Origin of the sequence: Ensifer sp. Root423 (assembly GCF_001426275.1) — a bacterium.
Classification (GTDB): Bacteria; Pseudomonadota; Alphaproteobacteria; order Rhizobiales; family Rhizobiaceae; genus Ensifer; species Ensifer adhaerens.
In genome coordinates this window covers 361-25,445 of the sequence record NZ_LMEG01000021.1, presented here as the reverse complement: position 1 = coordinate 25,445, position 25,085 = coordinate 361, and the positions used below count along the sequence as shown (strand labels likewise).

Here is a 25,085-nt window from a genome sequence, read left to right as displayed (position 1 = left end):
CGATGCGGCTGTCCGTTCTCCTGATCGGCTTTCTTCTCGCCTCTCCGCTCTTAGCGGCGGAGCGCGCAGTCGTGCCGGGTGCGGGCAGTCTTGCCGCAGCCATCGCCGGGGCCCAACCCGGCGATGTGCTGGTGTTGACCGACGGGGCCTATGACGGCCCCGTCACCATCGACCGACCACTGACCATCACCGGTCCGCGTGGAGCGGTGGTGAATGGGCTTAAGCAGGGTAGCGTGGTGACGATTGCCGCGTCGGACGTCACCTTGACGGGGTTCACCGTCACCGGTTCGGGTCGCATCAACCAGGATCTCGACGCCGGGGTCAAAATCGTTCAAGGCGCCAATCGCGCCCGTGTCGAAAAGCTGCTCGTCACCGACAACATGCACGGCATCGACGTCCATGGCGGCCGCGACACGATTGTCTCCGGAAACGAGATCATCGGCACGCGCAGCGCCCGCATGAACGAGCGCGGTAACGGCATCTATGTCTGGAACAGCCCCGGTACGCTGCTTCAAGACAATATTATCCGCTACGGTCGCGACGGCATCTTTTCAAACGCCAGCGCCGACAGCATCTATCGCCGCAACATCATGCGCGACCTGCGCTTTGCCGTGCACTTCATGTACACCCGCAACACCGAGGTTTCCGACAACATCTCGATCGGAAACCATCTGGGCTTTGCGATCATGTTCTCCAACCGCGCGAAGATCCTGAACAATCTCAGCCTCGGCGACCGCGAGCATGGGCTGATGCTGAACTATGCCAACAATGCCGACGTGTCAGGCAATCTGGTGCGCGGGGGCACGAAGAAATGCCTGTTCATCTACAACGCCCACAAGAACCTGGTCTGGGGAAATCGCTTCGAGAGCTGCGGCATTGGCATACATTTCACCGCCGGTTCGGAAAAGAATGTGCTGACAGGCAACGCCTTCATCGCCAACCGCGAGCAGGTCAAATACGTCGGCACCCGCAATATGGAATGGAGCCATGAAGGCCGGGGCAATTTCTGGTCCGATCATCCGGCCTTCGACCTCAACGGCGACGGCGTTGCCGACAGTTTCTACCGCCCCAACGACCTGATGGACCAGATCCTCTGGTCGCAGCCCGCGGCAAGCCTGCTCACCGGCTCGCCGGCCGTGCAGATCGTTCGCTGGAGCCAGCGGGATTTTCCCGCCACGCTGCCTGGAGGCGTGCGCGACAGCGCGCCGCTGATGCGCCCCCTGACCATCCCTGTCCCGCTCGAAATCCTTGCCTATGAGGCCGAGGCCGCAGGGCGCTGGACTGAAGGAAATTACGATGACACCGACGCTGACAATCTCCAGGCTCACTAAGCGCTTCCAATCGGTGGAAGCGCTCAAGTCCGTTTCCCTTGCGCTGGAGCCGGGACGGCGCGCGGCACTGCTCGGCCATAACGGTGCGGGCAAGTCGACGATGATGAAGATCGTGCTTGGCCTCATCCCCTTCGACAGCGGCGAGGTTTCTGTTTGCGGCTCCGCGCCCGGTTCGCCCGCCGCGCGGACCCAGGTGGCGTATCTGCCGGAAAATGTCGCCTTTCACCCGGCTTTGACGGGAGAAGAACAGCTTCGCCACTATCTCGCACTGCGTGGCGAAAACCCGAAGCAGGCCACGGAGCTTCTTGCGAGGGTCGGACTTGGCCACGCGGCGCGGCGTCGGATCGGTACCTATTCCAAGGGCATGCGCCAGCGGGTGGGTCTGGCCCAGACGCTGATCGGCCGCCCCCGTCTCCTGGTGCTGGACGAACCGACCTCTGGCCTGGACCCGGTGTCGCGACGGGACTTCTATGACCTGCTCGACGGGTTGGCCGCAGAAGGAACCGCCATCCTGCTCTCCTCCCACGTGTTGACCGAGGTGGAGGCCCGCACCGACAGCATCCTCATCCTTTCCGGTGGCGAACTGGTGGCAGAAGGTACGCTTGCCGATCTTCGGACCCGCGCGGCACTTCCGGTCGCCTTTTCCGTTCGCCCCGCACCGGGCCATGCGCCGGCGCTGGCAGCGACCTTTCCCGAGGGGGTGGAAGGGGAGGACGGTCTCTTGCGCCTTCGCGGTTCGCAGTCGGAAAAACTGCCGCTCCTTGCCCGCATTGCGGCGCTTGGGAGCGCCATTGCCGATCTTGATGTCATCCCTCCCAGCCTCGAGGACATCTACAGCCACTTCAGCCGGAGGGACGGGCAATGAACCGCATCCTTGCCACCGCCGTCAGCGAATTCCGTATCGCTTTGCGCAATCGTTGGGTCTCTATCGCCACCGGCATGATGGTGCTGTTCGCCCTGGTGCTGGCCGCCGCCGGCTCTGCCCCGACGGGCGATGTCGGCGTCGACCGGCTCTCCGTAACGGTCGCCTCGCTCACTTCGCTTGCGGTCTATCTGGTTCCGCTTTTGGCATTGCTGATGAGTTTCGATGCGGTGGCTGGCGAAGTGGAACGCGGCACGCTGCCACTGCTTCTCACCTATCCCGTCTCACGCCTGCAGATTCTGCTCGGCAAACTGCTGGCGCATCTCGCAATCCTCGGTCTTGCCGTGACGCTTGGCTACGGCGCGGCGGCGCTCGCAGCCGTCTGGTTCGATCCTGGAGCAACCGCGGGGCTTGGCGCCCTATGGCGGCTGATCTGGTCCTCGGTGCTGCTGGGTGCGACCTTTCTTGGCACCGGCTATGCGCTTTCGGCTTTGGCGCGACGGCCGTCGGGGGCGGCGGGCTTGGCCATCGCGCTCTGGCTGGTGGCGGTGGTGCTCTACGACCTCGCCCTGTTGGCGTTAATCGTGACGGATGGAGGCGGTGCCTTCACCACATACGCATTGCCCGTTGCGCTGCTTGCCAACCCTGCCGACGCCTTTCGTGTCTTTAACCTCTCGGCCGCACAGGCCGTTTCTGCCGCAGGCGGACTGGGTGGCGCCGCCGGCACGATCCCGCTCTGGCAATCGGCAGCCTCCCTTCTCGCCTGGCCACTCGCCGCCATAGCCCTTGCCGCCGCAGCCTTCCGAAAGGTGACCCCATGAGGACCCGACTTCGCTTCGTTCTCGTTGCGGCCGCTCTGGCGCTGCTTTCCGCCTGCAAGGAGGACGTCGCCCAAAGCATCGTGCCGCAGGACATGACGCCCGAGACCCTCGGTCATTACTGCCAGATGAACCTTCTGGAGCACCCCGGCCCGAAGGCCCAGATCTTTCTGGAAGGAAGCCCCGCGCCGCTCTTCTTCAGTCAGGTGCGCGATGCGATCGCCTATGCGCGTGGGCCGGAGCAGATTGCGCCGATCCTCGTCATCTATGTCAATGACATGGGGGCTGCGGGGGCAACGTGGGACCAGCCCGGTGACGGCAACTGGATCGCCGCCGACAAGGCGTTCTACGTGGTCGGCTCTGCCCGGCGAGGCGGCATGGGTGCGCCCGAAGCCGTGCCGTTTTCAAGCCGCGACGAGGCTGCGGCCTTCGTTCTTGCCGAGGGCGGCCAGGTGCTTGCGCTCGCCGATATTACCGATGCCATGGTTTTGACGCCGGTGGAGACCGGCTCGGAACCGCGAGCGGACGACGAAGACTATCTCGGCCGTCTGCGCGCATTGCCCCATCCAGCCGGAGGTTGACCCCATGCTGCTGACCCGACGCCGCTTGATTGCAATTTCTGCAGTTCTCGCAACGGCGCCCGCCATCGCCCACGCCAACGCGGCAACCCGCTTCTGGACAGGTCAGGCTCTTGGCGCGCGTGCCTCGATCCGGATTGCGCACCCCGAGGCCGAGACGGTCGTCTCCAGGGTCATGGCGGAGATCGACCGTCTGGAAAACATCCTTAGCCTCTACCGTGCCAACAGCGCGCTTTGCCGCCTGAACCGCGACGGTCATCTTCAAGACCCGCCATTCGAGCTTTTGGAATGTCTGTCACTGGCCAACGCAGTCCACCTGGCAAGCGGCGGGCGCTTCGATCCGACGGTACAGCCGCTCTGGACGCTCTGGGCTCAATCGGCTGCAAACGGCACGCGACCCGGCCCGGCGGACGTTGATCGCGTGCGTGGCAACGTCGGCTGGGGCAAGGTCAAGCTCGATGCAGCAGCGATCACGCTGCATCCGGGCATGGCGCTGACGTTGAACGGCATCGGCCAGGGGTATGTCGCCGACCGCGTAGCAGCAATGCTTGAAGCTGAGGGACTGACGGACATTCTGATCGATACCGGCGAGTTCCGTGCGCTCGGGGGACGACCGGGCGGCGGCGGATGGCCCGTCCGGCTGGAATCAGGCGAGCGCCTGCCGCTGCGCCAGCGGGCGGTCGCCACCTCCGCCCCTCTCGGCACGACCTTCGATCAAGCAGCCAGAGACGGACATATTCTCGACCCCCTGACCGGAATGCCCGCGCCAGCAAACTGGCGCTCTGTCTCGGTGTCGGCATCATCCGCTGCCATCGCCGACGCGCTGGCGACGGCTGCATGCCTGATGCCTGATGCCGGATCGATCGTTGCGATGAACGCGCGTTTTGACGGCGTCCGCCTGGAAGCCGCCTCCGTTTAAGGTGGGCGACCAAGGAACGTCATCGGGGGCTTGAGAAGGGTCGGATCCGTCTCGGCCCCGATCGGCGAAAGGTAGGCGGCTGCGACCGCAGCGACGATCGCCTGTGATGGTGTTGGTGTTCTTCCTGAGCGCGCCGAACGGGGCAGTCCTTGCGGACTACCTCGCCTCCACTGGTCCTGTTCCGCGCCCATCGAGAAGCCAGGCGATGTTGACCTGCAGGATGCCGGCCATCATGTCGAGGCGGTTGGCCCTCGGTTCTGCGCGGTCGTTTTCCCAGCTGATCCAGGTCTCTTCGGTAACACCCGCGATTGCCGATATCTCTTCGATCGAAAGCTTGATGGCATCGCGGGCAAGCGAAATGCGGCCACCGATCGTGTCGTCAGTGGCGTCGGCCGTGGCGCGGGGTGCAAGCATGTCGTTCATGATGTCGATGATCCTTCTGTCGGGAGGTACGCCCGCAACGAGATCGCGGGCGTCGGTTGTGGACGCGAGCGGCAGAGCTTAGCCACCGTCCTTGGCGAGCCAGGCTTTGATCTGGTCGGGATGATCCGCGATGTACTGGTCGACAGCCTTTTCGTAGGAGGTCTGCTGGGCGTTAAACATCGCGGCTTCAAGATCGGCGATCGGCAGCTTCATGCGCGACAGCAGGCCTGAGACTTCGGGGTTGTCTTTTTCGATGTCCTTGCGTGCCAGCACGTCCACACGTTCGGCCTTGCCGAGCGCGTTCTTCGGATCCGCTATATAGCGAAGCTCGTACTTGCCGAACATCCAATGCGGGCTCCAGGCCGTGGCGACAAACCAATCCTTCTTGCGCATCGCGCGGTCAATGGTCGTCAGCATGCCGGCCTCACTGGAGATCTGCAGCTTGTATCCGTCGAGCGCGTAGTTCTTGACTGCCTGCTCGGACAGACGCGTAAGGCCCGCGCCGGGATCGATGCCCTCGATCCTGCCCTTGAGCTTCTCCTTCACATCGTCCTTCTTGAGGTCGTCGATCGAGGCGATTGCGTCTTCGGGAATGTATTTCGGAACCACCCAGCCGAGCCTGGCGCCGTCGTAAACGGTCCCGAGGGTCGTTACCTTGCCCTTCACCTTGGCGAAGTAGTCGGCGTGGGTTTCCGGCAGCCAAGCCATCATCATGGCATCGAGGTCGCCGCGGCTGACACCCTGGTAAAGCGGAGCGATGTCCGTTTGGACCAGTTCGACCTCCTGGCCGAGCTCGTCCTTGATCAGTTTTGCGGCGAGCTTGGTGACGAACTCGGCGTCCGACCAGGCGGCCCAACCGATCCTGACGGGTGGCTTTTCCTCTGCGGCAGCCGCGCCAAACGTACCGGCGGCAATGCTGGCCGCAAGGCTGATGGTCGCAAGGGTCTTGAACATGGATGTTCCTTTCTTGAACGTTTGCAAGCGGCAGTGCGAACGCTGCCAGATGGATGGGAAAGTCCGCAGCGTCAGGCAGTGACGGGGGAGGTCCGGGGTTGTTCCTGTCGCCGGCGGAACAGGACGCGCCACGGGCTGGCGCGCTCCTTGCCGAAGCTCTGGGTGATCCGGTCGAGAATGACGGCGAGAATGACGACGGCGAGACCGCCTTCGAAACCGGTTCCGACGTCGAGACGCTGGATGCCGGTCAGGACCGTGTTGCCGATGCCGCCCGCACCGATCATCGAGGCGATCACCACCATGGAGAGAGAAAGCATGATCGTCTGGTTGATGCCGGCCATGATCGAAGGCATGGCGTTCGGCAGTTGCACCTTCACGAGCAGCTGCCAGGCGGTGCAGCCGAAGGCGTTGCCGGCCTCGATGAACTCGACATGCACCTGACGGATGCCGAGATTGGTGAGCCGCACGACCGGCGGCATCGAGAAGATCACCGTTGCGATCGTCCCGGGCACGGCGCCAAGGCCGAAGAACATCGCCGCCGGGATGAGGTAGACGAAGGCCGGCATGGTTTGCATGAGGTCCAGCATGGGCCGCACGGATGCCGCGACGCGATCGCTGCGCGCCATGGCGATGCCAAGCGGCAGGCCGATGAGCATGGCAACGAGCGTCGATGCGATGACGAGCGACAGGGTTTCCATCATCGCGGACCAAAGGCCCATGTGTTCGACCAGCATCAGTGAAAGGGCGGTAAAGACCGCAAAGCCGAAGCCGACGCGCCATAGCGACAAAAGCACGAAGATCGCGAGCCCGAGGGCCAAGGGGGCGGCGAGAAGTGCCGCCTGGATGCTGTTGGTCACGGTGCCGATGGCGGCAGCGATCAGATCGAGCAGCGGTGCGAAATTGTCGAGGATGTAGTTGACGGCGCTGTCGACGCCGTCACCGATATCGAAAGTCATGAATTGTCTCCGAAGGACTGGATCAGGCGGTGCGATCGAGCGTTTCGAGTAGCGCGGATTTGCTGATCGAGCCGAGGTAGCGGTTGGCTTCGTCGATGACAGGCATTGGGAACGCGCTTGCAGCCACCTTCCCAAGCACGTTGGACAAGCTTTCCGACGCCGGGATCGGCTCGATATCCGGCAGGAAGGCGCGCCGATAGGGGTCGGCGGCGCCGTCGCGGGCGGTTGCGATCAACGAAGACCGGCTGATCATGCCGTGATAGGTCTTGTCGCGGCCGAGAATGATGGCGACCTCGCGATCGTAGTGTTCCATGCGCTCAAGTGCAGCTGCGGCCGAAACACCCTGTCGCTCGATGATCGTTACCTGCGTCTTGCGGGCGACGTCGCCGGCGCGGAAGACCTGAGAGACATCGACATTGCGGAAGAACGACCGCACATATTCGTTGGCGGGCTTCAATACGATTTCGTCCGGGGTGCCCACCTGCACGACCTCACCATTTTGCATGATGCAGATGCGGTCGCCGATCCGCATGGCTTCGTCGAGATCATGGCTGACAAACACGATGGTCCGACTGTGTTCGGCCTGAAGGCGGACAAGTTCGTCCTGCATCTCGGTGCGGATCAGCGGGTCAAGGGCAGAGAAGGCTTCGTCCATGAGGAGCACGGAGGGCTCGGCGGCGAGCGCTCGCGCAAGGCCGACGCGCTGCTTCATGCCGCCGGAGAGCTGGTCGGGACGGCTGTCGTCGTATCCTTCCAGCCCGACAGCGTGCAGAGCCGTCCGGGCGCGGGCCTTGCGCTCGGCCTCGCCGACGCCAGCGACCTCGAGGCCGAAAGCCGCGTTGTCGATAACGCTGCGGTTCGGCAGCAGCGCGAAGGACTGAAAGACCATGCTTATGTCGCGGCGGCGCAAGGCGATCAGTTCGCTGCGCGGCAAGCGTGCTACGTCTTTGCCATCGATCTCGATGGAACCGGAGGTCGGTTCGATCAGGCGGTTGAGGAGACGCAGCATCGTCGACTTGCCGGAACCCGAAAGCCCCATGATCACGAAGATCTCGCCGGCCCGAATGTCGAAGGTCGCGTTGTTGACGCCGATGGTGCAACCCGTCTCGGCGTGGATCTGCGCCTTCGTGCTGCCGGCTTTAAGAAGGCTCAGCGCCTCGTCCGGCCGCTCGCCAAAAACCTTGAAAACGTTCTTGATACTGATCTTGACCGGTTGCTCGTCGGCCGAGCGGTCGCTCTCAGTTTGAAATGCCATATGTTCTGGGCCCGGCTCCGGAAGCGGGGCACTCTCCTTTGTTTATGAAAGGCTGATGAAACGATCAGCGAAAACGGAGAAGCGCACGACCAGAAAGGCCTGCGCAAATACGACATCATGTCGCAATCCGATTGTCTTTTGGCACACTCGTGCAGAAATGTCCACATTGTGAGAATAGAAAACTAAGTCCTGGCGGTATTTGTCGCAGAAAATGGAATGCTTTCGCGCAATCTGAATGCGGTTATTCGGTGGCGGATGTGCAGGCGCCCGAAGACGAAAACGCGTTCGCCGTAGAAGCGAACGCGCGCGGCAGGGCCGGTCACTATTTCTTCAGCTTGCCGTAATCGAATTTTGGTGCCTTGGAGAGGTCATCCTTGTTGGTGTCGACATAGGCCTTCCAAGTGCCGTTGTCGTTGGCAAGTGCAATTGACGCCGGGTCGATGACGACATAGCTCTCGCCCACGCCGAGGAAACCGCCGACGCTTGCGACAATGCCGATGACGGACTTGCCGTCGCCGATGACGACGTCGGAAATCTCGCCGATCGTCTCGTTCTGCTTGTTGTAGATATCGACGCCGATGAGCTGTGAATTGACGATATCGGTGTCTTTGATTTCCACATATTTCAGCGGCATCGTTGCGGCGGTACCCATCGTGATGCCGGGGCCGACCAGCATCGCATCTGCGCCGTTTGCTGCGGGTTCTTGCGCGAAGGCGGCGCTGGAAACGAGGGCAAGGGAAAGCGCGGCGGCGGTCACATAATTCATGCATATCTCCTGTTCAGTCTCGCCACCGACCGGGGCGGTCGTGGCGGCTTCTAAACGGAGCCTGCTCAAAAAAGTTCCACGGAATCATTGGTATAAGCAATCTTGCGAAGCCTTTGATCCTTTCGCCTTCGTCCCCAATGCCCTGCACAATCCACAGCTATCCCGCCTGTGGCGCGCTGGCACCGGCTGTTCGCACAGGCGCGGGGAGCCCGCGGTAGCAACCAATAATTTTCACTTGAAGCAATTTCACCCAGGGTTACTTGTAAACGATTGCTGGATGCGAAACCGCTCTTTGCGAACTGTTACCCGCTCGCCAGTTCCTCGACGCTGAGCGCGATCGCTCCGGTCACAGTCTGGAGAGGCTGCAGGCGGACGAGGCCGCCGTCGCGTTGATCGCGGTGCGCGTTCGGCCGATGGCTCATCGGCTCGAAGCAAAAGAAGCTGCTTGTCGCCGACGGCGAGTAGAGAACGAAGAACCGAAAATGCCCATCGGCCTCGAGCGAAGCGGCAAGCCCCGTTTCCGGCCATTCGATGCGGGCTCGTCCATCCCAGCCGTCGAAGGCATTGTTCAGCCAGTTCGGGGGCAAGGGGGAACCGGATGCAAAGTTCATGTTCTGAGGGATGGGGCCGGGGCGGTCTGGCAGATGACCTTCCCGTTCGCTCCAATATCGGTCGGCACGGGCGATGAGGCGCGTTTCAGGCGTGCGCGGAAAGAATGGATGGAAGCCCAGTCCGTATGGCAGGGCCTGGTCGGCGCGGTTGGTGATGGAGAGCGAGAGGATCAGGCGCGGTCCGTCGATGGCGATCGTCTCTATCGCTTCATAGGCAAAGGGTGTGGCAACGCTTGCCTCCTGGTCCAAGCGAAGGGTGAGCGATTGCCGATCGCGCTGCAGGATCGACCAGCGTCCAAGCCAGCCGTCTCCGTGCAAAACGAGCGGATCGGTGGTTTTTCTTTCCAGCCTGTAGTCGCGACCGTCAAATTGGAAGCCGTTGGCCTCAATGCGGTTGCCAAAGGGCACCAGCGGAAAGCAGGCCTCGGCGCCGAACACTTGCGAGGCAAGCCCCGGTGCCGACGTCGGCGCCAGCAAAGGAATACCGCGCCAGCGGGCCGACAGGATCGCGCCGCCAAGCGGGCTCACCTCGACGGTGAGCCCTTCTTCGTTTTCGAGGAGGACGATGTCTTCCGTCATGCCCTAACTGCGACGACCGGCGGCGGCCGAGCGCAGATTGTCGAGCAGCACCGCGAGCAGAAGGATCAGGCCGCGCACGACATACTGGTAGAAGGCCTGGATGTTGAGCAGGTTCATGACGTTTTCGGCAATGCCCATGATGAGAACACCGACGATCACGCCGGTCATCGCCGCCCGGCCGCCGGCAAGCGAGACGCCGCCGAGCACACAGGCAGAAATGACCGAGAGTTCGAGACCGGTTGCCGCATTCGGCTGGCCTGACGTGATGCGCGAGGCGAGCAGCACGCCGGCAACAGCGCAGACGAGGCCCTGCAGTGCGAAGATCCATATGCGCATGTTGGAGACATTGACGCCGGCGAGGCGTGAGGCTTCCGGGTTGCCGCCGATCGCGAGCGTGTTCTTGCCGAAGACAGTGCGGTTCAGCACGAAACCGAAGACGAGGAAGAAGCAACCCATCACCCAGATTGGCGTCGGGATGCCCAGGAACTTCGACAGTGCCAACTGATAGAAGCTCGGGTCGTTGATGCCGACGGCGCGACCGTCAGACGCAATCAGCGCGAAACCGCGCACGATCTGCATGGTGGCAAGCGTCGTGATCAGCGCGTTGATGCGGAAATGCGCAATCACCACGCCGTTGACGAGGCCGACGAAGCCGCCGCACAGGAGTGCCGCAATCAGGCCGACGAGGATCGAACCCGAGGCGTTCGATGCCATCACGGCGGCCATGCCCGAGAAGGCGACGGTCGAGCCGACCGAGAGGTCGAAGTCACGCGAGGCCAGGCAGAACATCATCGTGCAGGCGACGATGCCGATGGTGACGACCGACTGCAGCAGGCCGAGCATGTTGCGCTCAGTCAGAAAGTTCGGAACCGTCAGCGCCACGATGGCGAAGGCGACGGCGAAGATGACGACCAGACCCTGTTCGCCGAGAAGAAGTTTTTTCAAGGAAGTCATGACGGCTGAACCTGCTCGGTTGGAACATCGGGAAGGGCGGCGGCGAGGATGCGTCGTTCGTCGAAATCGGTGCGCGCGAAATCGGCGGCGATCCGGCCCTGGCACATGACGAGGATTCGGTCGGTAATGCCCATCACCTCGGGCAATTCGCTGGAGATGACGACGATCGCCATGCCCTGACCAGCGAGTTCGTAGAGGATTTCGTAGATCTCCGACTTGGCGCCGACATCGATGCCGCGCGTCGGCTCATCGATGATCAGCACCTTCACGCCCTGTTCGGAGAGCCAGCGGCCAAGGATGACCTTCTGCTGGTTGCCGCCGGAGAGATTGATGATGTCCTGCTTGCGGGACGGCGTGCGCACCCGAAGTTTGGCGATGAAGCGGTCCGCCAGTTCCGCTTCCTTCTTGCGGTTCAGGATGCCGAAGGGCGAAAAGTGCCGGCGCGACGAAATCGCCATGTTTTCTTCGATGCTGCGCCCCTGAACGATGCCGTCGAACTTACGGTCCTCTGGGCACAGGACCATGCCGGCGCGGATCGATTGTGGCGGGTTGTCGGCCCGCACGATCGCGCCGTCGATCGTCACGGTTCCCTGGTGGCGTCTGTCTGCGCCATAGACCAGCCGGGTCATCTCGCTGCGGCCAGCGCCGATCAGGCCGAAAAAGCCAAGGATCTCGCCGCGCCGGACCGAGAAGCTCAAGGGTGTCTTCAGCTTCGGACCGCAGATCGCGTCGACGCGCAGACGTTCCGCGCCGAGATCGCGGCCCCGCCAGCCCCAGATGTTGGAGATCTCGCGTCCGACCATCTCGGCGATGATCTGGTCGCGCGTGACCTTGGAAATGTCAGGATGATGGGCGGCAAGCTTGCCGTCGCGCAGCACAGTCAGGCTGTCGCAAAGCCGGAAGATCTCATCGAGCCGGTGGGAGACATAGAGGATCACGGTGCCATTCGAGCGCAGGCGTTCGATCAGGGCAAAGAGGATTTCGCTTTCGCGGGACGACAGCGACGAGGTCGGCTCGTCGAGCGCGATGACGCGCGCATCAAGCATGACGGCCTTGGCGATCTCGACCATCTGGCGCTCGCCGATCGAGAGCGAGGCGATCTTGGCGGACGGATCGACGTCAATGCCGATTTCCGCAAGCTTCTCGCCGACGACGCGAAGCAACTGGCGCCGATCGATTACCCCGCCCTTGCCGGGGAAGTGGCCGAGCCAGAGGTTTTCGGCGACCGTCAGTTCCGGAACGAGCTGCAGTTCCTGGTGGATGACGATAACACCGGCGCGAAACGCATCGCGCACGGAGCGATAGCCTTGTGCTTCGCCTTCAATACGGATCTCGCCGTTATCGGCGGACTGGTCGCCCGAGAGCAGGCGGATAAGCGTCGACTTGCCCGCGCCGTTCTCGCCCATGAGGCCATGGACGGCGCCCTTGCGCACAGAAAACGAGACGTCCGACAGCGCCTGGACGCCGGGATAGCCCTTGGAGATCGATTGGAATTCAAGGAAGTCTTGCATATGCGGCTCCGATACGGAACGCCAGGCAGCCGGGCCGCCGGGCCGATAGAGCGGGATGCGGAAAGTGTGCGCGGTTTTCCGCCCGCATCCCGCTCTAAACTACCAGAATCGATCACGTTGATTGTTTGGGTCGGTCCGACCCAAACAATCGTGATCTCGTGTCGCAAGCAGCGATTACTCGATGCCGAGTTCCTTGCGTACGGCCTCGTAGTTGTCGCGCAGCGCAAGCTGGCCGGCGGTCAGGGTCAGCTTTTCCGGTTCCTTGCCGTTGGCGATCCACTCATACATGTTGAGTGCGGTCTCATAGCCGTGGCGCTTCGGCGAGATGATGACGGTGCCGAAGAAGCCGGTCGCTGCAGGCTTCTTGAACTCGTTGATCGCCGAGTCCGCGCCGCCAATGCCGACGCCGATCATGCTGTCGGGAGCAATGCCGACCGTCTCGGTTGCGCGCACGGCGCCGAGTACCGCTTCGTCATTGAGGCCGATCGCAACCCACTTTTTGATGCCGGCGTTCTTATTGAGCACGATCGTCGAGGCGTTAAGTGCTGCCTCCGTATCGGTCTTGGCCTGCGGCGCGTCGAAGATGTTGGCTTCCGGGAAGCCGTTGGCCTTGAGAACTGAAAGCGCGCCCTCAACGCGGTCGACCGCCGTTGGGAGCTGGTCGTAGGAAACGCGGATCGCGCCGACGTCCTTCATGTCCCAGCCACGCTTCTTGATTTCGTCGACCAGGGCTTGACCAACAGCTTCGCCGATTTTCGTCGCCGAAATGCCCATGTGGGGCACGTCTTCGATCGGGCTGCCGTCGGCGTTGACCAAACGGTCGTCGACCGTCATCAGCTTGAGGTCGTTGGCGGCCGCTTTCGCGACGATGCCGGGGCCGAGCTTGACGTCAGGGGTGCAGACGATGAAGCCCTGCGCGCCCTGGGCGCCGAGATTGTCGATTGCCGACTGAACCTTCTCGCCGTCTTCCGCACCGATCTTGACCAGCGTGAAGCCCTTTTCCTTAGCGGCGACGTCGGCGAACTTCCATTCGTCCTGGAACCACGGCTCTTCCGGCTGCTTGACGATGAAGCCGATTTTGACGTCGGCAGCGAACGCCGAGGTTGCCGCAAACACGGCGACGGTACCAGCCAGAATGGCTGCCTTGATAAAGCGCATGATGTCTCTCCCTGGTGAACTGCCTCCTGCAGTGAGCCTTTGTGTATGATGAATCATCATATTCGTCAATTGCCTTTGTATGATGAATGAGGTAGTGATGTATAACGATAATGTGCTTCGCTGCGTTGTCGCCTCCAAGCGTCTGCGCTATGGAGCGACAGGGAGACGGGAGCGGGAGGAAAATGGCGGTGGAAGAGCAGGACTACAGCAACGGCGCGCAGGAGCGCGGCCAGCGTCGCCCTCGCGTTCAAAAGAACGTGACGCGCGCCATCGCCTCGGACATCTGCGCCGACGTCTTTCCGGTCGGCTCCTTCCTGCCGCGCGAAAACGACCTTTGCGAACGTTATGGCGTCAGCCGGACCGTCATTCGCGAAACCTTGAAGGTGCTGGAATCGAAGGGCATGGTCCGCGGCCGTTCCCGGGTGGGCACGATCGTCTGCAACAAGGACGAGTGGAACATCCTAGATTCCCAGGTGCTCGAATGGATCGGCGAGCGCATCTTTGAATTCGATCTTTTGAACTGCGTTCTGGAGGCGCGCCGCGCGATCGAGCCGGCGGCCGCTGAGTTTGCGGCCGAACGCGCGACCGTCCAGGAAATTGCCGACCTCGAGCGCGCCTGGCAGGCGATGCGTGACGGCGAGCGCGATGTCGTCGGTTTCACCGATGCCGACGTCGCCTTTCATACCTGCCTGCTCAAGGCCAGCCATAACCAGGTCTTCCTGCAACTCGTCGGCATCATCCAGGCGGCGCTGAAGTTCTCGCTGTATGCCTCCAATGAAGTTGCCGAACGTCGTGACGAAGCAATCGATATCCATGGCGAACTGGTCGAGGCACTGCGTCTGCGCGACAAGGCGAGGGCGCGCGACTGTTCCACGCGCATGCTGGATCTTGCCGCCCGCGACCTCAAGCTTGCCGTAGAACGTCACCGGCCCGCCCCGTCGGCGCGCTGAAACCCCTTCCCGGCGGCCGACGTCGTCGCCTTGCTTGACCCAGCGGATATCGCACCATGAAGATCACCAAGCTCACCACCTACATCGTTCCGCCGCGCTGGCTGTTTCTGAAGATCGAGACCGACGAGGGCATCGTCGGCTGGGGTGAGCCGGTTGTCGAAGGCCGCGCCCTGACCGTGGAAGCCGCCGTCAACGAACTTGCGGACTATCTGATCGGCAAGGATCCGCTGCTGATTGAGGACCATTGGCAGGTGATGTATCGCGGCGGCTTCTACCGCGGCGGTGCGGTCCACATGTCGGCGATTGCTGGCATCGACCAGGCGCTCTGGGACATCAAGGGCAAGGCCTATGGCCAACCGGTGCATGCGCTGCTTGGCGGCCAGGTGCGGGACCGCATCAAGGTCTATTCCTGGATCGGCGGTGACCGTCCGTCCGATGTCGCCAAAAATGCCCGCGACGTCGTCGCTCGCGGCTTCAAGGCCATCAAGCTCAATGGCTGCGAGGAGATGCAGATCGTCGACACCTGGGAGAAGGTGGAAAAGGCGGTCGAAACCATTGCGACGATCCGCGAGGCGATCGGCCCGCATATCGGCATCGGCGTCGATTTCCACGGTCGCGTGCACCGGCCGATGGCGAAGGTCCTGGCGAAGGAACTTCAGCCCTTCAACCTGCTGTTTATCGAAGAACCGGTGCTTTCGGAAAACCGCGAGGCGCTGAAGGAAATTGCCAACCATTGCTCGACGCCGATCGCGCTCGGTGAGCGGCTCTATTCGCGTTGGGACTTCAAGTCGGTGCTGGCCGACGGCTATGTCGATATCCTGCAGCCGGACCTGTCGCATGCCGGCGGCATCACCGAATGCCGCAAGATTGCTGCGATGGCGGAGGCCTACGACGTGGCGCTGGCACCGCATTGCCCGCTGGGACCGATCGCGCTTGCCGCCTGCCTTCAGGTCGATGCCGTCAGCTACAACGCCTTCATCCAGGAACAGAGCCTCGGCATCCACTACAACGAGGCCAACGACATTCTCGACTACATCTCCAACAAGGAGGTGTTCCACTACGCGGACGGCTTCGTGTCTATCCCGCAAGGCCCTGGCCTCGGCATCGAGGTGGATGAGCAATATGTCATCGAGCGCGCAAAGGAAGGCCATCGCTGGCGCAACCCGATCTGGCGCCACGCCGATGGCAGCGTAGCCGAGTGGTAGGGAGCGCGGATATGGCGGGTCGTCTTGAGGGAAAACGCGTCGTTGTCACCGGCGCAGCGCAAGGCATCGGCCTTGCGATCGCTGAAGCCTTCCTTGGCGAGGGGGCGGGCCTCTTCCTCATCGACCGTGATGGCGACCTCTTGGCGAGCGAAGCCGAGCGCCTGCGTATGTCGGGCGGGAAGGTCGGCTACGCCACGGCCGATATCACCGATGCCGATGCCATCGAGCAGGTCGTCGTTACCGCCGCCCGTGAGATCGGTCAGCCGAATGCGCTCGTCAACAATGCCGGCGTCAACGTCTTCTTCGAGCCGTTGAAGCTCTCGGATGCCGATTGGCAGCGCTGCTTCGACATCAATCTCAAGGGTGCGTGGAATTGCAGCAAGGCTGTGCTGCCGGGCATGATCGAGGCGGGCGGCGGCGTCATCCTCAATATTGCCTCGACCCACGCCTTCACCATCATCCCGCACACCTTCCCCTATCCGGTCGCCAAACATGCGCTTCTCGGCATGACCAAGGCGCTGGGGCTCGAATATGCCGGGCAGGGCGTGCGCGTGAATGCGCTGGGGCCGGGTTATGTCCGCACGCAGAAGGCCGTGGAATACTGGAACAGTTTCCCCGATCCGGTCGCCGCCGAGGCCGATACCATGAAGCTCCATCCCGGCGGCCGCATCGCAACACCGGAGGAAATCGCCAAGGCTGCACTCTTCATGATCTCGGACGAATGCCCGTTCATGAACGCCACCTGCCTGACGGTCGATGGCGGTATGAGCGTGCTGCACCATCCCTGAAGGGCCACTTCGACAGCTCCCCTCCACTGTTTTCGACCTCCGGCCTCACCAGCCGGAGGTTTTTCTTTGCCTTCCCGTCAGGCCGGTCATCGCTTGATTTGTAATAACTCCGATTATATGAGAAATGCAATGAGCGCGAGCGCTTGAGGTAATCGGGGAGGACACATGTCCAGGAAATTAAGATCGCAGCATTGGTTTGGCGGACTGGACAAGGACGCCTTCATTCATCGCAGCTGGATGAAGAACAACGGGTTGCCCGACGACGTCTTCGACGGGCGGCCGGTGATCGGCATCTGCAACACTTTCTCGGAGCTGACGCCCTGCAATGCGCATTTCCGCGGGCTGGTCGAACACATCAAGGCAGGCGTGCTCGAGGCCGGTGGCCTGCCGCTGGAGTTCCCGGTGTTTTCCTGCGGCGAGTCCAATCTGCGGCCGACCGCCATGCTTTTCCGCAACCTTGCCTCGATGGACGTAGAGGAGGCGATCCGCGGCAACCCTATCGACGGCGTCGTGCTCATGGCGGGCTGCGACAAGACCACGCCGTCGTTGGTGATGGGGGCCGCCTCCTGCGATCTTCCTTCGATTGTCATCTCCGGCGGGCCGATGTTGAACGGCCGCTTCAAGGGTCGCACGATCGGCTCAGGCACCGATGTCTGGAAGTTTTCCGAAGACGTGCGTGCCGGTGTCATGTCTCAACAGGATTTCATGGCGGCCGAAAGCGCCATGTCGCGCTCGCCAGGCCATTGCATGACGATGGGCACCGCCTCGACCATGGCGTCCATGGTTGAAGCGCTCGGGCTTGCGCTGCCCGGCAATGCCGCCTGTCCGGCGGTTGATGCGGGCCGCGCCCGGCTGGCGCGGCTAACCGGGCGGCGGATCGTCGAAATGGTTGCCGAAGACCTGCGCCTGTCGAAGATCCTGACCCGTGACGCCTTCGCCAATGCCATCCGCGTCAACGGTGCGATCGGCGGCTCCACCAACGCCGTTGTGCATCTCCTGGCAATCGCCGGGCGGATTGGCACGAAGCTCTCTCTCGACGACTGGGACCGGCTCGGCCGCGATATTCCGACCATCCTCAACCTCATGCCTTCGGGGCGCTATCTGATGGAGGATTTCCACTATGCCGGCGGGCTGCCCGCCGTCATGAAGGAGATTGCCGCGCTTCTGGAACTCAGCGCCCTGACGGTGACCGGCCAAAGCGTCGGCGCCAACATCGAGTCTGTCGAGAACTACAACGACGACGTCATCCTGCCGATCGATCGGGCGCTGACGTCGAGTGGCGGCATCGCCGTGCTGCGCGGCAACCTTGCGCCTGACGGCGCGATCATCAAGCCTTCCGCGGCGACCCCGGCGCTGATGCAGCACCGCGGCCGCGCTGTCGTGTTCGAAACCATCGACCACTACAAGGCGCGGATCGATGACCCGGATCTTAACATCGACGAGACCTCGATCATGGTGCTGAAGAACTGCGGCCCGAAGGGCTATCCGGGCATGGCTGAGGTCGGCAACATGGCTCTCCCCCAGAAGCTCCTGAAAAAGGGCGTGCGCGACATGGTGAGGATCTCGGATGCCCGCATGTCGGGGACGGCCTTTGGCACCGTCGTCCTGCACACGGCACCCGAAGCTGCGGTTGGCGGCCCGCTGGCCCTGGTAAGGGATGGCGACTGGATTGAGCTCGACGTTGCCGGCCGCCGACTCCACCTCGACGTGAGCGACGAGGAACTGGCGCGGCGAAAAACCGCCTGGACCGCGCCACCCCCGGAAATGGTCGGTGGTTATCAGGGCCTCTATGTCGAGCGCGTGATGCAGGCCGACACCGGCGCGGATCTCGATTTTCTTGTCGGCAGCCGCGGCCACGCAGTTCCGCGCGAAAGCCATTGAGGAGGCGACGGTGGACGACTTCCGTATCGAAAGCCTTCATGGCATCCACGCCATCCTCTACGCGCTTTTCGACAAGGACGAAAAGCTCGATCGTGCCGCCATGCGCCGCCAGACGGAGATCTGCCTGGCAAGCGGCGTGCACGGCATGGCAGGGCTCGGCCTTGCGACCGAGGCCTCCAAGCTCGACGAGGTCGAGCGCATGGCAATCATGGAGTGGCTGGTCGAGGATACGGCCGGCCAGGTGCCGGTCGTCCTGACGATCTTTGGCGCGTCGGTCGAGGAACAGGTGCGCCAGGCGCGCCATGCGGCACGGGCCGGCGCCGACTGGCTGATCCTCCAGCCGCCGATGGTCGGCCAGTTCTCGGCCGCCGAGTACATCCGCTTCTTCGGCCGCGTCGCCGATCAGACCGAGCTGCCGCTTGCCATTCAGAACGCCCCGGCCCTGATGGGACGAGGGCTGACGGCCGCAGATATTCGCGAGCTGGTGCGCCAACACCCCAACATTCGGCTGGTCAAGGGCGAGGGGCCTGTCGTCGACATCGCCCATCTCATCGAGGTTACCGAGGGCCGGTTGCCGGTATTTAATGGTCGTGCGGGCCTCGAGCTGCTCGAGAACCTGCGCATCGGTTGCCACGGCCTGATCCTTGCGCCAGATTCGATCGACTATGCCGTGCGCGCCTACGAGTTCTTTTCAGACGGTTGGGACGAGCACGCGCAAGAGGCTTATCGGCAGATGCTGCCCGGCGTGGTCTTCACCATGCAGGGCATCGAGACGCTGCTTTGTTACGGGAAGCGCCTTTTCGGCGAACGGGCGGGCATAACCATCCACGACCGTGCGCCGGCCATGCGACCGACCGCGATTGGCATCGAGATGACCCGCCGCTACGCGGCCGCGATGGGTGGCTTTTCCTGATCGGGGCGACCGGCTATGAACGGGGCGGAGATGCAATGGAGAGAGTGGGCATGAAGGCAATCGCTCGGGAGGATCGCGGCCTGCCTGCTCGCATCGCAGGCGATATTGGCCGCCGCATCACGCTCGGCGAGCTGAAGGTTGGCGATACCCTGCCCAAGGAAGCCGACATGCTGGCGACGCTCGGCGTCAGCCGCACGACGTTGCGCGAAGCGCTGAAGATCCTGTCGACCAAGGGCTTCATTGAGGCAAAGCCCCGCCTCGGGACACGCGTGCGGGCGGCCGAACACTGGAACACCCTCGATCCCGTCGTGCTTTCGTGGCAAAGTGACGCGGAGGATCAGGCAACGCTTGCCGAAGAACTGTTCGAGCTCCGCCTGTCGATCGAACCGCTTGCTGCACGCCTTGCCGCCAGACGCGGATCTGCGGCCGAGCATGCAGAGATTCGGGCCGCTTTCGCACGAATGGCGGAAGGCGGCGCTCGTGTCGAAGACGCGATCGAGGCTGATATCGCCTTTCACCTCAACATCTTTCAATCCGCGCACAACCGCTTCCTCTTGCCGGTTGCTTCCGTCATTCGGGCAGCGCTCTCCATCAGCATCCCGAAGACGATGGCGGCTACAGGCGGTTTCGGCCAATCCCTGGCCCAGCATGAGGCGATCCTCGTCGCGATCGAAGAACGCGACGAGGACAAGGCATTCGAACGCGCTGCAGCGTTGATCGCGTCGACCTACAAGCGCAATTTCGCCTCCTAACCAGTTGCTCCGGCGATACCGCCCGCAAGTTCGAGATCGTCACCGCGGCTCACGGGGAGACCTGATCCAAGAAAATCAGGCGCAGAGGTTCTTCAAGGAGGGTATCGATTTCGGTCGCGAAGGCTTGAAAATGGGGTGTTGCGAAGTGCGCGTCGAGCGCAAGCTGGTCGGCGAAAGCTTCGCGCATGTAGAAGGTACCGGGCTCATCTCGCAGCTCGAACAAGACATAGTCGAGGTTGCCGGGTTCTGCCCGCGTTGGAGCGATGAGACCAAGCAGGCCTTGCCGGAGGGCCTCGCGTTGGTGCGGTTTGGCCTTCAAAATCGCGATGGAGATTACCTTTTGTGTGGTCATGACGGTTCCTTGCGTCGGGCGCTGGTGCGAACGATCTCGGGGTGGTTCTGCGGGTTGGTGGCGTGTGAACGGGTTTGAAATGCCGTGGGCCGATCGAGGTACATACTCATCTAGGAGCCCGGATCGACCAAGAGTGACGATAGTGCGGTGCAGCCCGGTCCGATAATCCGTCACGGACAGAAATGTTATTTCGGAGTTGGCGAATAATCTGTGCTCGCGTTGCCGGATCGCCGGCCTCGGTTCCGGCGGCAGGCCGCTGCTTAGAGCAAATCTCCTAGAACTCGACCGCCGACGTGCCCCTCGTTTTCTATGATCGGATGGCGTCGAGGACGATCTCTATCAGTCGGCCAGACGGTGCGTTGCGTGGCCTGAGCAAACCGATCTCACGGCTCGGCGCGTTCGGCAGCGGTAGCCGCGCGACGCGCAGGTTGTCGAAGAGCGGCGAGCGCCAGTCGGGCATCAGCGACACGCCAAGTCCAGCCTCAACCATCATCGATATGGCTTCAAGTGAATCAAGCTCCAGCCACTCTCGAGGGAGAATTCGCTGGGTTTGAAGGTAGGTATCGGCCAGTCGGCCACCCCAGTTGCTTCTGTCGTATCGAATGAACGGTTGCTCGCGAAGCAGGCGGTCGACGGGGGTCTCTGAAAGGTCCGGGGGGGCCAGGAGTACGAACCGTTCCGACCGGATGAGGTCCCAGTTGAGCGTCTTTGGAATGGGGAAGGGCGGTTTGACAAGGATTGCCGCGTCGATCTTCTCTTCAGCGACACTGTTGTAGAGTTCGGCCGACGTGCCCGGCAGCAGGAAGATGTCGATGCCCGGCGTCCTGTCGAAAACCCGCCGCAAGGCATTCGGAAGCAGGCCGGTCAGAACCGTCGAGATGGCGCCCAGACGGAGTTCTCCGAATGCCTGGTCGTCGCGCGCCACGCCTTTTAACTGCCTGACTTCGGCCAGAACGCGCCGGCTCTTTTCCAGGATTGCGAGGCCCGCTTCGGTTGGCTTCACCCGCCGGCCTGATCGCGCAAGAAGAGGCAGTCCGATCTCGTCTTCCAACGCCTGGATCCGTTGCGCGACCGCCGCTGGCGTGACGCCCATGCGGCGTGATGCCTCGGCGAGCGAGCCATGCTGAACCACCGCCAGATAGGTTTCGAGAAAGCGCGTTTCCATCGTTATTTTTACTATCGTCTGAAGGGATAAAAAGGAAGGTTTTTCTTCCGTTTCCGCCTTGGCATAGTGCCGTCAAACAACAGGAGGAAGAGTTGGATCTTCAGTTGAACAGCAAGACCGCGCTCGTATTCGGCGCCGGTGGTGGGCTTGGCGGCGCGATCGCCAGGTCGCTCGCGGCCGAAGGCGTTTCCGTCGTTGTCGCCGACATCCACGAGGAAAGCGCCACGGCGACGGCAGAGGCAATCAGCGGCGCAGGCGGCAAGGCCATTCCGCTCGTTTGGGACATCGGCGACCTTTCCCTGATCGGTCAGAAGCTCGATGCCATAAAAGCTGCGTTCGGACCGGTCGACATCCTTGTCAACAACACCGGGGGGCCGCCGCCAACGCCCGCCGCCGGACAGTCGCCCGACGATTGGTCGAAATATTTCGACCTCATGGTTCGCTCGGTGATCGCGGTCACCGATGCGGTGCTTCCGGGTATGCGCGAGCGCAAATGGGGACGCATCATTACCTCGACGTCCTCCGGCGTCGTCGCGCCGATTGCAAATCTCGGGATATCGAACAGCCTGCGCCTGGCCTTGGTCGGCTGGTCGAAGACCCTGGCGCGTGAGGTTGGTCGCGACGGTATCACCGCAAACATCGTGCTGCCGGGGCGTATTGCCACCGGGCGGATCGTTTTTCTGGACGAACAGAAGGCCAAGCGCGAGAAGCGCCCCGTCGCCGAGGTCACGGCTGAAAGCACCGCGTCGATCCCGGTCGGCCGCTACGGCGATCCGAAGGAATATGGCGACACCGTCAGCTTCCTTGCGAGCCCCCGCGCATCCTATATCACCGGCTCAGTCATCCGTGTCGATGGCGGGCTGATCAACAGCATCTGATGTGCGAGGTTTCTAATGACACTTGAGCCTCACGTCGTTGAAACTCTGAAGAGCGTCTCCACCGCGACGCTCACCACGGTTCTCCTCAAAAAAGGGCTTCGCAACATCTGGCTGCGCGGCACGAAACCACTGAAGCCCGGCCGGGACGGGTTGTCGGCAAGGCCTTTACGCTGCGCTTCGTTCCTGCCCGGGAAGACCTCGCCACGCCTGCGAGCTGGGCGTCGCCAATCTCCACGCGGGCGGCGATCGAAGTGATGCCAGAGGGCTGCGTCGCCGTTGCCGATGCAGTGGGCGTCAGTGATGCCGGCATCTTCGGCGACATCCTGTGTGCCCGCATGGCGAAACGCAAAGTTGCCGGCCTCGTTACCGACGGCGTGATGCGGGACGCCGAGGGGGTGCTGGCGAGCGGCATGAAGGTGTGGTGCAATGGTGTTGCGGCACCGCCTTCAGTCGCAGGCTTGACCTTCGTTGGATGGCAGGAGCCGATCAATTGCGGCGGCGTCGCCGTTCTGCCTGATGATATTGTCGTCGTCGACGACGACGGCGCAGTCCTGATCCCGGCCGCGCTTCTCGAAGAGGTGCTCGCTGAGGCACCCGAGCAGGAGCGTATGGAAGCCTGGATCATGAGTGAAGTGGATCGGGGTGTGCCGCTTCCCGGTCTTTACCCGATGACCGCTGAAACGAAGGCCCGGTACGAGGCCTGGAAGGAAAGCCAGAAATGACGTTCAGCACGCAATCCAAGGGCGTCTACGCCATTGCGACGACACCGTTCTTCGAGGACGGCTCGATCGATTTCAATTCGATCGACAAGTTGACAGACTTTTATGAGGAGAGCGGTTGCACCGGCGTCACGATCCTTGGGATCATGGGCGAGGCCCCGAAGCTCGAACCGGAGGAAAGCAGAGCCATCGTCAAGCGGGTGGTCTCCCGGTCGAAGATTCCTGTCATCGTCGGGGTATCCGCTCCAGGTTTTGCCAGCATGCGCTCGCTGGCGCGTGACTCGATGGAGATGGGTGCTGCCGGCGTCATGATCGCTCCGCCACCTGCGCTGCGCACGGATGATCAGATCGTCAACTATTTCGCAGGTGCGGTGGAAGCGGTCGGCCAAGATGTGCCGTGGGTTTTGCAGGACTATCCGCTGACCCTCACTGTTGTCATGGCGCCTGGCGTCATCGCGAAGATAATCGCCAACCATTCGTCCTGCCTGATGCTGAAGCACGAGGACTGGCCCGGTCTTGAGAAAATATCAAAGTTGCGCGCCATGCAGAAGGCGGGCGAACTTCGCGAATTTTCCATCCTGTGCGGCAATGGCGGCCTCTTCCTCGACTTTGAGCCGGAGCGCGGTGCCGATGGTGCCATGACCGGCTACGGTTTTCCGGACATGCTTACCGAACTGATGGAGCTTTCTGCGGCCGGGAAAAGGGATGAAGCGCACGATCTATTCGACGCGCACCTGCCGTTGATCCGTTACGAGCAGCAGCTCGGGATTGGCCTTGCCATTCGCAAGCACGTTCTGAAGCGTCGCGGCGTTATCGCCACCGACGCGCAACGCAAGCCAGCCCAGATGCTGACCCCGACAGCGCGGGCGGAAGTGGACTATCTGCTTGCCCGTCTCGCGAGATACGACAGGCGAGCTGCTTTCTAGGCCGCTTCTTCTCCCCGGGGGCCCCCGTCCGTCTCTGATCTGAAGCGGCGGACGGGTTGTTAAAGGTCGTTCCCGTTCTGCGACTTGTCATTGCGGTCTGTGCTCGCGCTCGCGCGCCTGATACTCTGACCTTGCCGATTGTCGATACACCTGTTTCAGAACGAGGTTTGACGATGCAGGGCCAGGAAACTTTCCTTGAAAGAACGTTGCGTATCGGTGTGATCGTTGTGGTCGCGATCCTGCTTGCGGCGATCCAGTACGTGGTGTCTTCGCGAGGCCTCTATCCCGTTCTCTGAGAGAAAATCGCGACCTCCTGAGCTGGCGGCCTCGGAGATTATCCTTGCGGCCTGATCTGTATATCGAAACAGCCCCGCCACCCAACACCGAGATGGATGTTGGACGCCGGGGCTTGCCTCACATTCAAGCGAACGTGTAGGCCGTCTTGACGGTGGTGTAGAACTCGGCGGCGTAGCGCCCCTGCTCGCGCGAGCCGTGGGACGAACCCTTGCGACCGCCGAAGGGCACGTGGAAGTCGACGCCCGCCGTCGGCAGGTTGACCATCACCATGCCGGCTTCGGCATTGCGCTTGAAATGGGTCGCGTGCTTCAGGCTGGTGGTGGCAATGCCCGAGGACAGACCGAAGGGCGTGTCGTTGGCGACCGTGAGCGCCTCATCGTAGTCCTTGACCCGGATGACGGATGCAACCGGGCCGAAGATCTCTTCCCGAGAAATGCGCATCGCGTTCGTCGCTTCGGTAAACAGCGCCGGCTGCAGGTAGAAGCCGGGCGTGTCGCGCTTCAGAAGCTCGCCGCCGAAGGCAAGCTTGGCGCCTTCCTGGCGGCCGATGGCGATATAGTCGGTGTCCTGGTTGAGCTGGCTCT

General features: G+C 62.4%; 26 protein-coding genes and 1 pseudogene. 15 read left to right on the top strand and 12 right to left on the bottom strand.

Going from position 1 to position 25,085, the window contains the following annotated elements; all coding sequences use genetic code 11:
* Nucleotides 1-2: 2 nt before the first annotated feature.
* The 5 genes from ASD01_RS19050 to ASD01_RS19030 are packed head-to-tail and all read left to right on the top strand — an operon-like array spanning nucleotide 3 to nucleotide 4,508.
* Entirely contained in the window at nucleotides 3-1,331 is a 1,329-nt protein-coding gene (locus ASD01_RS19050) for a nitrous oxide reductase family maturation protein NosD (RefSeq protein WP_060644248.1), read from the top strand.
* The gene (locus ASD01_RS19045; RefSeq protein ID WP_060530200.1) at nucleotides 1,297-2,196 is read left to right on the top strand and encodes an ABC transporter ATP-binding protein; all 900 of its coding nucleotides are present in this window, start codon (nucleotides 1,297-1,299) and stop codon (nucleotides 2,194-2,196) included. The genes ASD01_RS19050 and ASD01_RS19045 overlap by 35 nt, the downstream gene beginning before the upstream one ends.
* Nucleotides 2,193-3,014 carry an ABC transporter permease gene (locus tag ASD01_RS19040; protein WP_060644247.1) on the top strand — a complete coding sequence of 274 codons (822 nt, stop codon included), beginning with the start codon at nucleotides 2,193-2,195 and terminating at the stop codon, nucleotides 3,012-3,014. The genes ASD01_RS19045 and ASD01_RS19040 overlap by 4 nt, the downstream gene beginning before the upstream one ends.
* Entirely contained in the window at nucleotides 3,011-3,592 is a 582-nt protein-coding gene (locus ASD01_RS19035) for a nitrous oxide reductase accessory protein NosL (protein WP_029742711.1), read from the top strand. Before ASD01_RS19040 ends, ASD01_RS19035 begins: the two co-directional genes overlap by 4 nt.
* A 4-nt stretch (nucleotides 3,593-3,596) precedes the next feature.
* The gene (locus ASD01_RS19030; RefSeq protein WP_082584649.1) at nucleotides 3,597-4,508 is read left to right on the top strand and encodes an FAD:protein FMN transferase; all 912 of its coding nucleotides are present in this window, start codon (nucleotides 3,597-3,599) and stop codon (nucleotides 4,506-4,508) included.
* Between the two features lie 156 nt (nucleotides 4,509-4,664).
* Here the strand turns inward: ASD01_RS19030 and ASD01_RS19025 are convergent, their stop codons facing one another.
* From ASD01_RS19025 to ASD01_RS18985, 9 genes are all read right to left on the bottom strand, one after another.
* The gene (locus ASD01_RS19025) at nucleotides 4,665-4,931 is read right to left on the bottom strand and encodes a helix-turn-helix domain-containing protein (RefSeq protein WP_226020894.1); all 267 of its coding nucleotides are present in this window, start codon (nucleotides 4,929-4,931) and stop codon (nucleotides 4,665-4,667) included.
* A 78-nt stretch (nucleotides 4,932-5,009) separates the two neighbouring features.
* Complete coding sequence (locus ASD01_RS19020) at nucleotides 5,010-5,885, bottom strand: glycine betaine ABC transporter substrate-binding protein (RefSeq protein ID WP_060644246.1); 876 nt, start codon at nucleotides 5,883-5,885, stop codon at nucleotides 5,010-5,012.
* 71 nt (nucleotides 5,886-5,956) lie between these two features.
* Complete coding sequence (locus tag ASD01_RS19015; protein ID WP_029742707.1) at nucleotides 5,957-6,841, bottom strand: ABC transporter permease; 885 nt, start codon at nucleotides 6,839-6,841, stop codon at nucleotides 5,957-5,959.
* A gap of 22 nt (nucleotides 6,842-6,863) precedes the next feature.
* The gene (proV, locus tag ASD01_RS19010; protein WP_060644245.1) at nucleotides 6,864-8,096 is read right to left on the bottom strand and encodes a glycine betaine/L-proline ABC transporter ATP-binding protein ProV; all 1,233 of its coding nucleotides are present in this window, start codon (nucleotides 8,094-8,096) and stop codon (nucleotides 6,864-6,866) included.
* Between the two features lie 322 nt (nucleotides 8,097-8,418).
* Nucleotides 8,419-8,862, bottom strand: a complete 444-nt coding sequence (locus tag ASD01_RS19005) for a PRC-barrel domain-containing protein (RefSeq protein WP_210339140.1) — start codon at nucleotides 8,860-8,862, stop codon at nucleotides 8,419-8,421.
* Between the two features lie 302 nt (nucleotides 8,863-9,164).
* Nucleotides 9,165-10,052 carry an aldose 1-epimerase gene (locus ASD01_RS19000; protein ID WP_034798998.1) on the bottom strand — a complete coding sequence of 296 codons (888 nt, stop codon included), beginning with the start codon at nucleotides 10,050-10,052 and terminating at the stop codon, nucleotides 9,165-9,167.
* A gap of 3 nt (nucleotides 10,053-10,055) precedes the next feature.
* Nucleotides 10,056-11,006 (bottom strand): L-arabinose ABC transporter permease AraH, encoded by a 951-nt coding sequence (gene araH, locus ASD01_RS18995; protein WP_029742703.1) that lies wholly within the window; start codon nucleotides 11,004-11,006, stop codon nucleotides 10,056-10,058.
* Complete coding sequence (gene araG, locus ASD01_RS18990) at nucleotides 11,003-12,517, bottom strand: L-arabinose ABC transporter ATP-binding protein AraG (protein WP_034798997.1); 1,515 nt, start codon at nucleotides 12,515-12,517, stop codon at nucleotides 11,003-11,005. The genes araH and araG overlap by 4 nt, the downstream gene beginning before the upstream one ends.
* Nucleotides 12,518-12,691: 174 nt before the next feature.
* On the bottom strand, nucleotides 12,692-13,675 hold the full coding sequence (locus tag ASD01_RS18985; RefSeq protein ID WP_060644244.1) for an arabinose ABC transporter substrate-binding protein: 984 nt from the start codon (nucleotides 13,673-13,675) through the stop codon (nucleotides 12,692-12,694).
* Nucleotides 13,676-13,857: 182 nt separating this feature from the next.
* Here ASD01_RS18985 and ASD01_RS18980 point away from each other — a divergent pair, with 182 nt between their 5' ends.
* The 6 genes from ASD01_RS18980 to ASD01_RS18955 all read left to right on the top strand — a co-directional run bounded on the left by ASD01_RS18980 (nucleotide 13,858) and on the right by ASD01_RS18955 (nucleotide 20,164).
* Nucleotides 13,858-14,625 (top strand): FadR/GntR family transcriptional regulator, encoded by a 768-nt coding sequence (locus ASD01_RS18980; protein ID WP_090301412.1) that lies wholly within the window; start codon nucleotides 13,858-13,860, stop codon nucleotides 14,623-14,625.
* Nucleotides 14,626-14,681: 56 nt separating this feature from the next.
* Complete coding sequence (dgoD, locus tag ASD01_RS18975) at nucleotides 14,682-15,830, top strand: galactonate dehydratase (protein ID WP_034798993.1); 1,149 nt, start codon at nucleotides 14,682-14,684, stop codon at nucleotides 15,828-15,830.
* Nucleotides 15,831-15,841: 11 nt separating this feature from the next.
* On the top strand, nucleotides 15,842-16,618 hold the full coding sequence (locus tag ASD01_RS18970; RefSeq protein WP_060644243.1) for an SDR family oxidoreductase: 777 nt from the start codon (nucleotides 15,842-15,844) through the stop codon (nucleotides 16,616-16,618).
* A gap of 165 nt (nucleotides 16,619-16,783) precedes the next feature.
* Complete coding sequence (gene araD, locus ASD01_RS18965) at nucleotides 16,784-18,499, top strand: L-arabinonate dehydratase (protein WP_060644242.1); 1,716 nt, start codon at nucleotides 16,784-16,786, stop codon at nucleotides 18,497-18,499.
* Between the two features lie 10 nt (nucleotides 18,500-18,509).
* Nucleotides 18,510-19,412: a dihydrodipicolinate synthase family protein gene (locus ASD01_RS18960; RefSeq protein WP_051659479.1), complete on the top strand. Its 903-nt coding sequence runs from the start codon at nucleotides 18,510-18,512 to the stop codon at nucleotides 19,410-19,412.
* A 50-nt stretch (nucleotides 19,413-19,462) separates the two neighbouring features.
* Nucleotides 19,463-20,164 (top strand): FadR/GntR family transcriptional regulator, encoded by a 702-nt coding sequence (locus tag ASD01_RS18955; RefSeq protein ID WP_051659470.1) that lies wholly within the window; start codon nucleotides 19,463-19,465, stop codon nucleotides 20,162-20,164.
* A 49-nt stretch (nucleotides 20,165-20,213) separates the two neighbouring features.
* Here the strand turns inward: ASD01_RS18955 and ASD01_RS18950 are convergent, their stop codons facing one another.
* Together ASD01_RS18950 and ASD01_RS18945 are read right to left on the bottom strand one after the other, a co-directional pair.
* Nucleotides 20,214-20,516, bottom strand: coding sequence for a putative quinol monooxygenase (locus ASD01_RS18950; protein WP_034798984.1), 303 nt, complete (start codon nucleotides 20,514-20,516; stop codon nucleotides 20,214-20,216).
* Between the two features lie 307 nt (nucleotides 20,517-20,823).
* Entirely contained in the window at nucleotides 20,824-21,681 is an 858-nt protein-coding gene (locus ASD01_RS18945) for a LysR family transcriptional regulator (RefSeq protein WP_060644240.1), read from the bottom strand.
* Nucleotides 21,682-21,773: 92 nt separating this feature from the next.
* On the opposite strand from ASD01_RS18945, the gene ASD01_RS18940 reads away from it, so the two are divergent.
* The 4 genes and pseudogenes from ASD01_RS18940 (at nucleotide 21,774) to ASD01_RS37290 (ending at nucleotide 24,500) form a co-directional block, all read left to right on the top strand.
* Complete coding sequence (locus ASD01_RS18940) at nucleotides 21,774-22,559, top strand: SDR family oxidoreductase (protein WP_060644239.1); 786 nt, start codon at nucleotides 21,774-21,776, stop codon at nucleotides 22,557-22,559.
* A gap of 15 nt (nucleotides 22,560-22,574) precedes the next feature.
* A pseudogene (locus tag ASD01_RS18935) lies at nucleotides 22,575-23,281 on the top strand (ribonuclease activity regulator RraA).
* Nucleotides 23,278-24,204, top strand: a complete 927-nt coding sequence (locus ASD01_RS18930) for a dihydrodipicolinate synthase family protein (RefSeq protein WP_034798976.1) — start codon at nucleotides 23,278-23,280, stop codon at nucleotides 24,202-24,204. The pseudogene ASD01_RS18935 and the gene ASD01_RS18930 overlap by 4 nt, the downstream one beginning before the upstream one ends.
* 173 nt (nucleotides 24,205-24,377) lie before the next feature.
* Complete coding sequence (locus ASD01_RS37290) at nucleotides 24,378-24,500, top strand: hypothetical protein (RefSeq protein ID WP_255381371.1); 123 nt, start codon at nucleotides 24,378-24,380, stop codon at nucleotides 24,498-24,500.
* A gap of 124 nt (nucleotides 24,501-24,624) precedes the next feature.
* Here ASD01_RS37290 and ASD01_RS36845 read toward each other — a convergent pair.
* Nucleotides 24,625-25,085: aldehyde dehydrogenase family protein (locus ASD01_RS36845; protein WP_244495262.1), on the bottom strand; the 461-nt coding region annotated here is incomplete at its 5' end.

Coding starts and splice junctions, on each gene's coding strand:
- ASD01_RS19050 (WP_060644248.1), top strand. CDS start 3: ATGCGGCTGTCCGTTCTCCTGATCGGCTTTCTTCTCGCCTCTCCGCTC.
- ASD01_RS19045 (WP_060530200.1), top strand. CDS start 1,297: ATGACACCGACGCTGACAATCTCCAGGCTCACTAAGCGCTTCCAATCG.
- ASD01_RS19040 (WP_060644247.1), top strand. CDS start 2,193: ATGAACCGCATCCTTGCCACCGCCGTCAGCGAATTCCGTATCGCTTTG.
- ASD01_RS19035 (WP_029742711.1), top strand. CDS start 3,011: ATGAGGACCCGACTTCGCTTCGTTCTCGTTGCGGCCGCTCTGGCGCTG.
- ASD01_RS19030 (WP_082584649.1), top strand. CDS start 3,597: ATGCTGCTGACCCGACGCCGCTTGATTGCAATTTCTGCAGTTCTCGCA.
- ASD01_RS19025 (WP_226020894.1), bottom strand. CDS start 4,931: ATGAACGACATGCTTGCACCCCGCGCCACGGCCGACGCCACTGACGAC.
- ASD01_RS19020 (WP_060644246.1), bottom strand. CDS start 5,885: ATGTTCAAGACCCTTGCGACCATCAGCCTTGCGGCCAGCATTGCCGCC.
- ASD01_RS19015 (WP_029742707.1), bottom strand. CDS start 6,841: ATGACTTTCGATATCGGTGACGGCGTCGACAGCGCCGTCAACTACATC.
- proV (WP_060644245.1), bottom strand. CDS start 8,096: ATGGCATTTCAAACTGAGAGCGACCGCTCGGCCGACGAGCAACCGGTC.
- ASD01_RS19005 (WP_210339140.1), bottom strand. CDS start 8,862: ATGAATTATGTGACCGCCGCCGCGCTTTCCCTTGCCCTCGTTTCCAGC.
- ASD01_RS19000 (WP_034798998.1), bottom strand. CDS start 10,052: ATGACGGAAGACATCGTCCTCCTCGAAAACGAAGAAGGGCTCACCGTC.
- araH (WP_029742703.1), bottom strand. CDS start 11,006: ATGACTTCCTTGAAAAAACTTCTTCTCGGCGAACAGGGTCTGGTCGTC.
- araG (WP_034798997.1), bottom strand. CDS start 12,517: ATGCAAGACTTCCTTGAATTCCAATCGATCTCCAAGGGCTATCCCGGC.
- ASD01_RS18985 (WP_060644244.1), bottom strand. CDS start 13,675: ATGCGCTTTATCAAGGCAGCCATTCTGGCTGGTACCGTCGCCGTGTTT.
- ASD01_RS18980 (WP_090301412.1), top strand. CDS start 13,858: ATGGCGGTGGAAGAGCAGGACTACAGCAACGGCGCGCAGGAGCGCGGC.
- dgoD (WP_034798993.1), top strand. CDS start 14,682: ATGAAGATCACCAAGCTCACCACCTACATCGTTCCGCCGCGCTGGCTG.
- ASD01_RS18970 (WP_060644243.1), top strand. CDS start 15,842: ATGGCGGGTCGTCTTGAGGGAAAACGCGTCGTTGTCACCGGCGCAGCG.
- araD (WP_060644242.1), top strand. CDS start 16,784: ATGTCCAGGAAATTAAGATCGCAGCATTGGTTTGGCGGACTGGACAAG.
- ASD01_RS18955 (WP_051659470.1), top strand. CDS start 19,463: ATGAAGGCAATCGCTCGGGAGGATCGCGGCCTGCCTGCTCGCATCGCA.
- ASD01_RS18950 (WP_034798984.1), bottom strand. CDS start 20,516: ATGACCACACAAAAGGTAATCTCCATCGCGATTTTGAAGGCCAAACCG.
- ASD01_RS18945 (WP_060644240.1), bottom strand. CDS start 21,681: ATGGAAACGCGCTTTCTCGAAACCTATCTGGCGGTGGTTCAGCATGGC.
- ASD01_RS18930 (WP_034798976.1), top strand. CDS start 23,278: ATGACGTTCAGCACGCAATCCAAGGGCGTCTACGCCATTGCGACGACA.
- ASD01_RS37290 (WP_255381371.1), top strand. CDS start 24,378: ATGCAGGGCCAGGAAACTTTCCTTGAAAGAACGTTGCGTATCGGTGTG.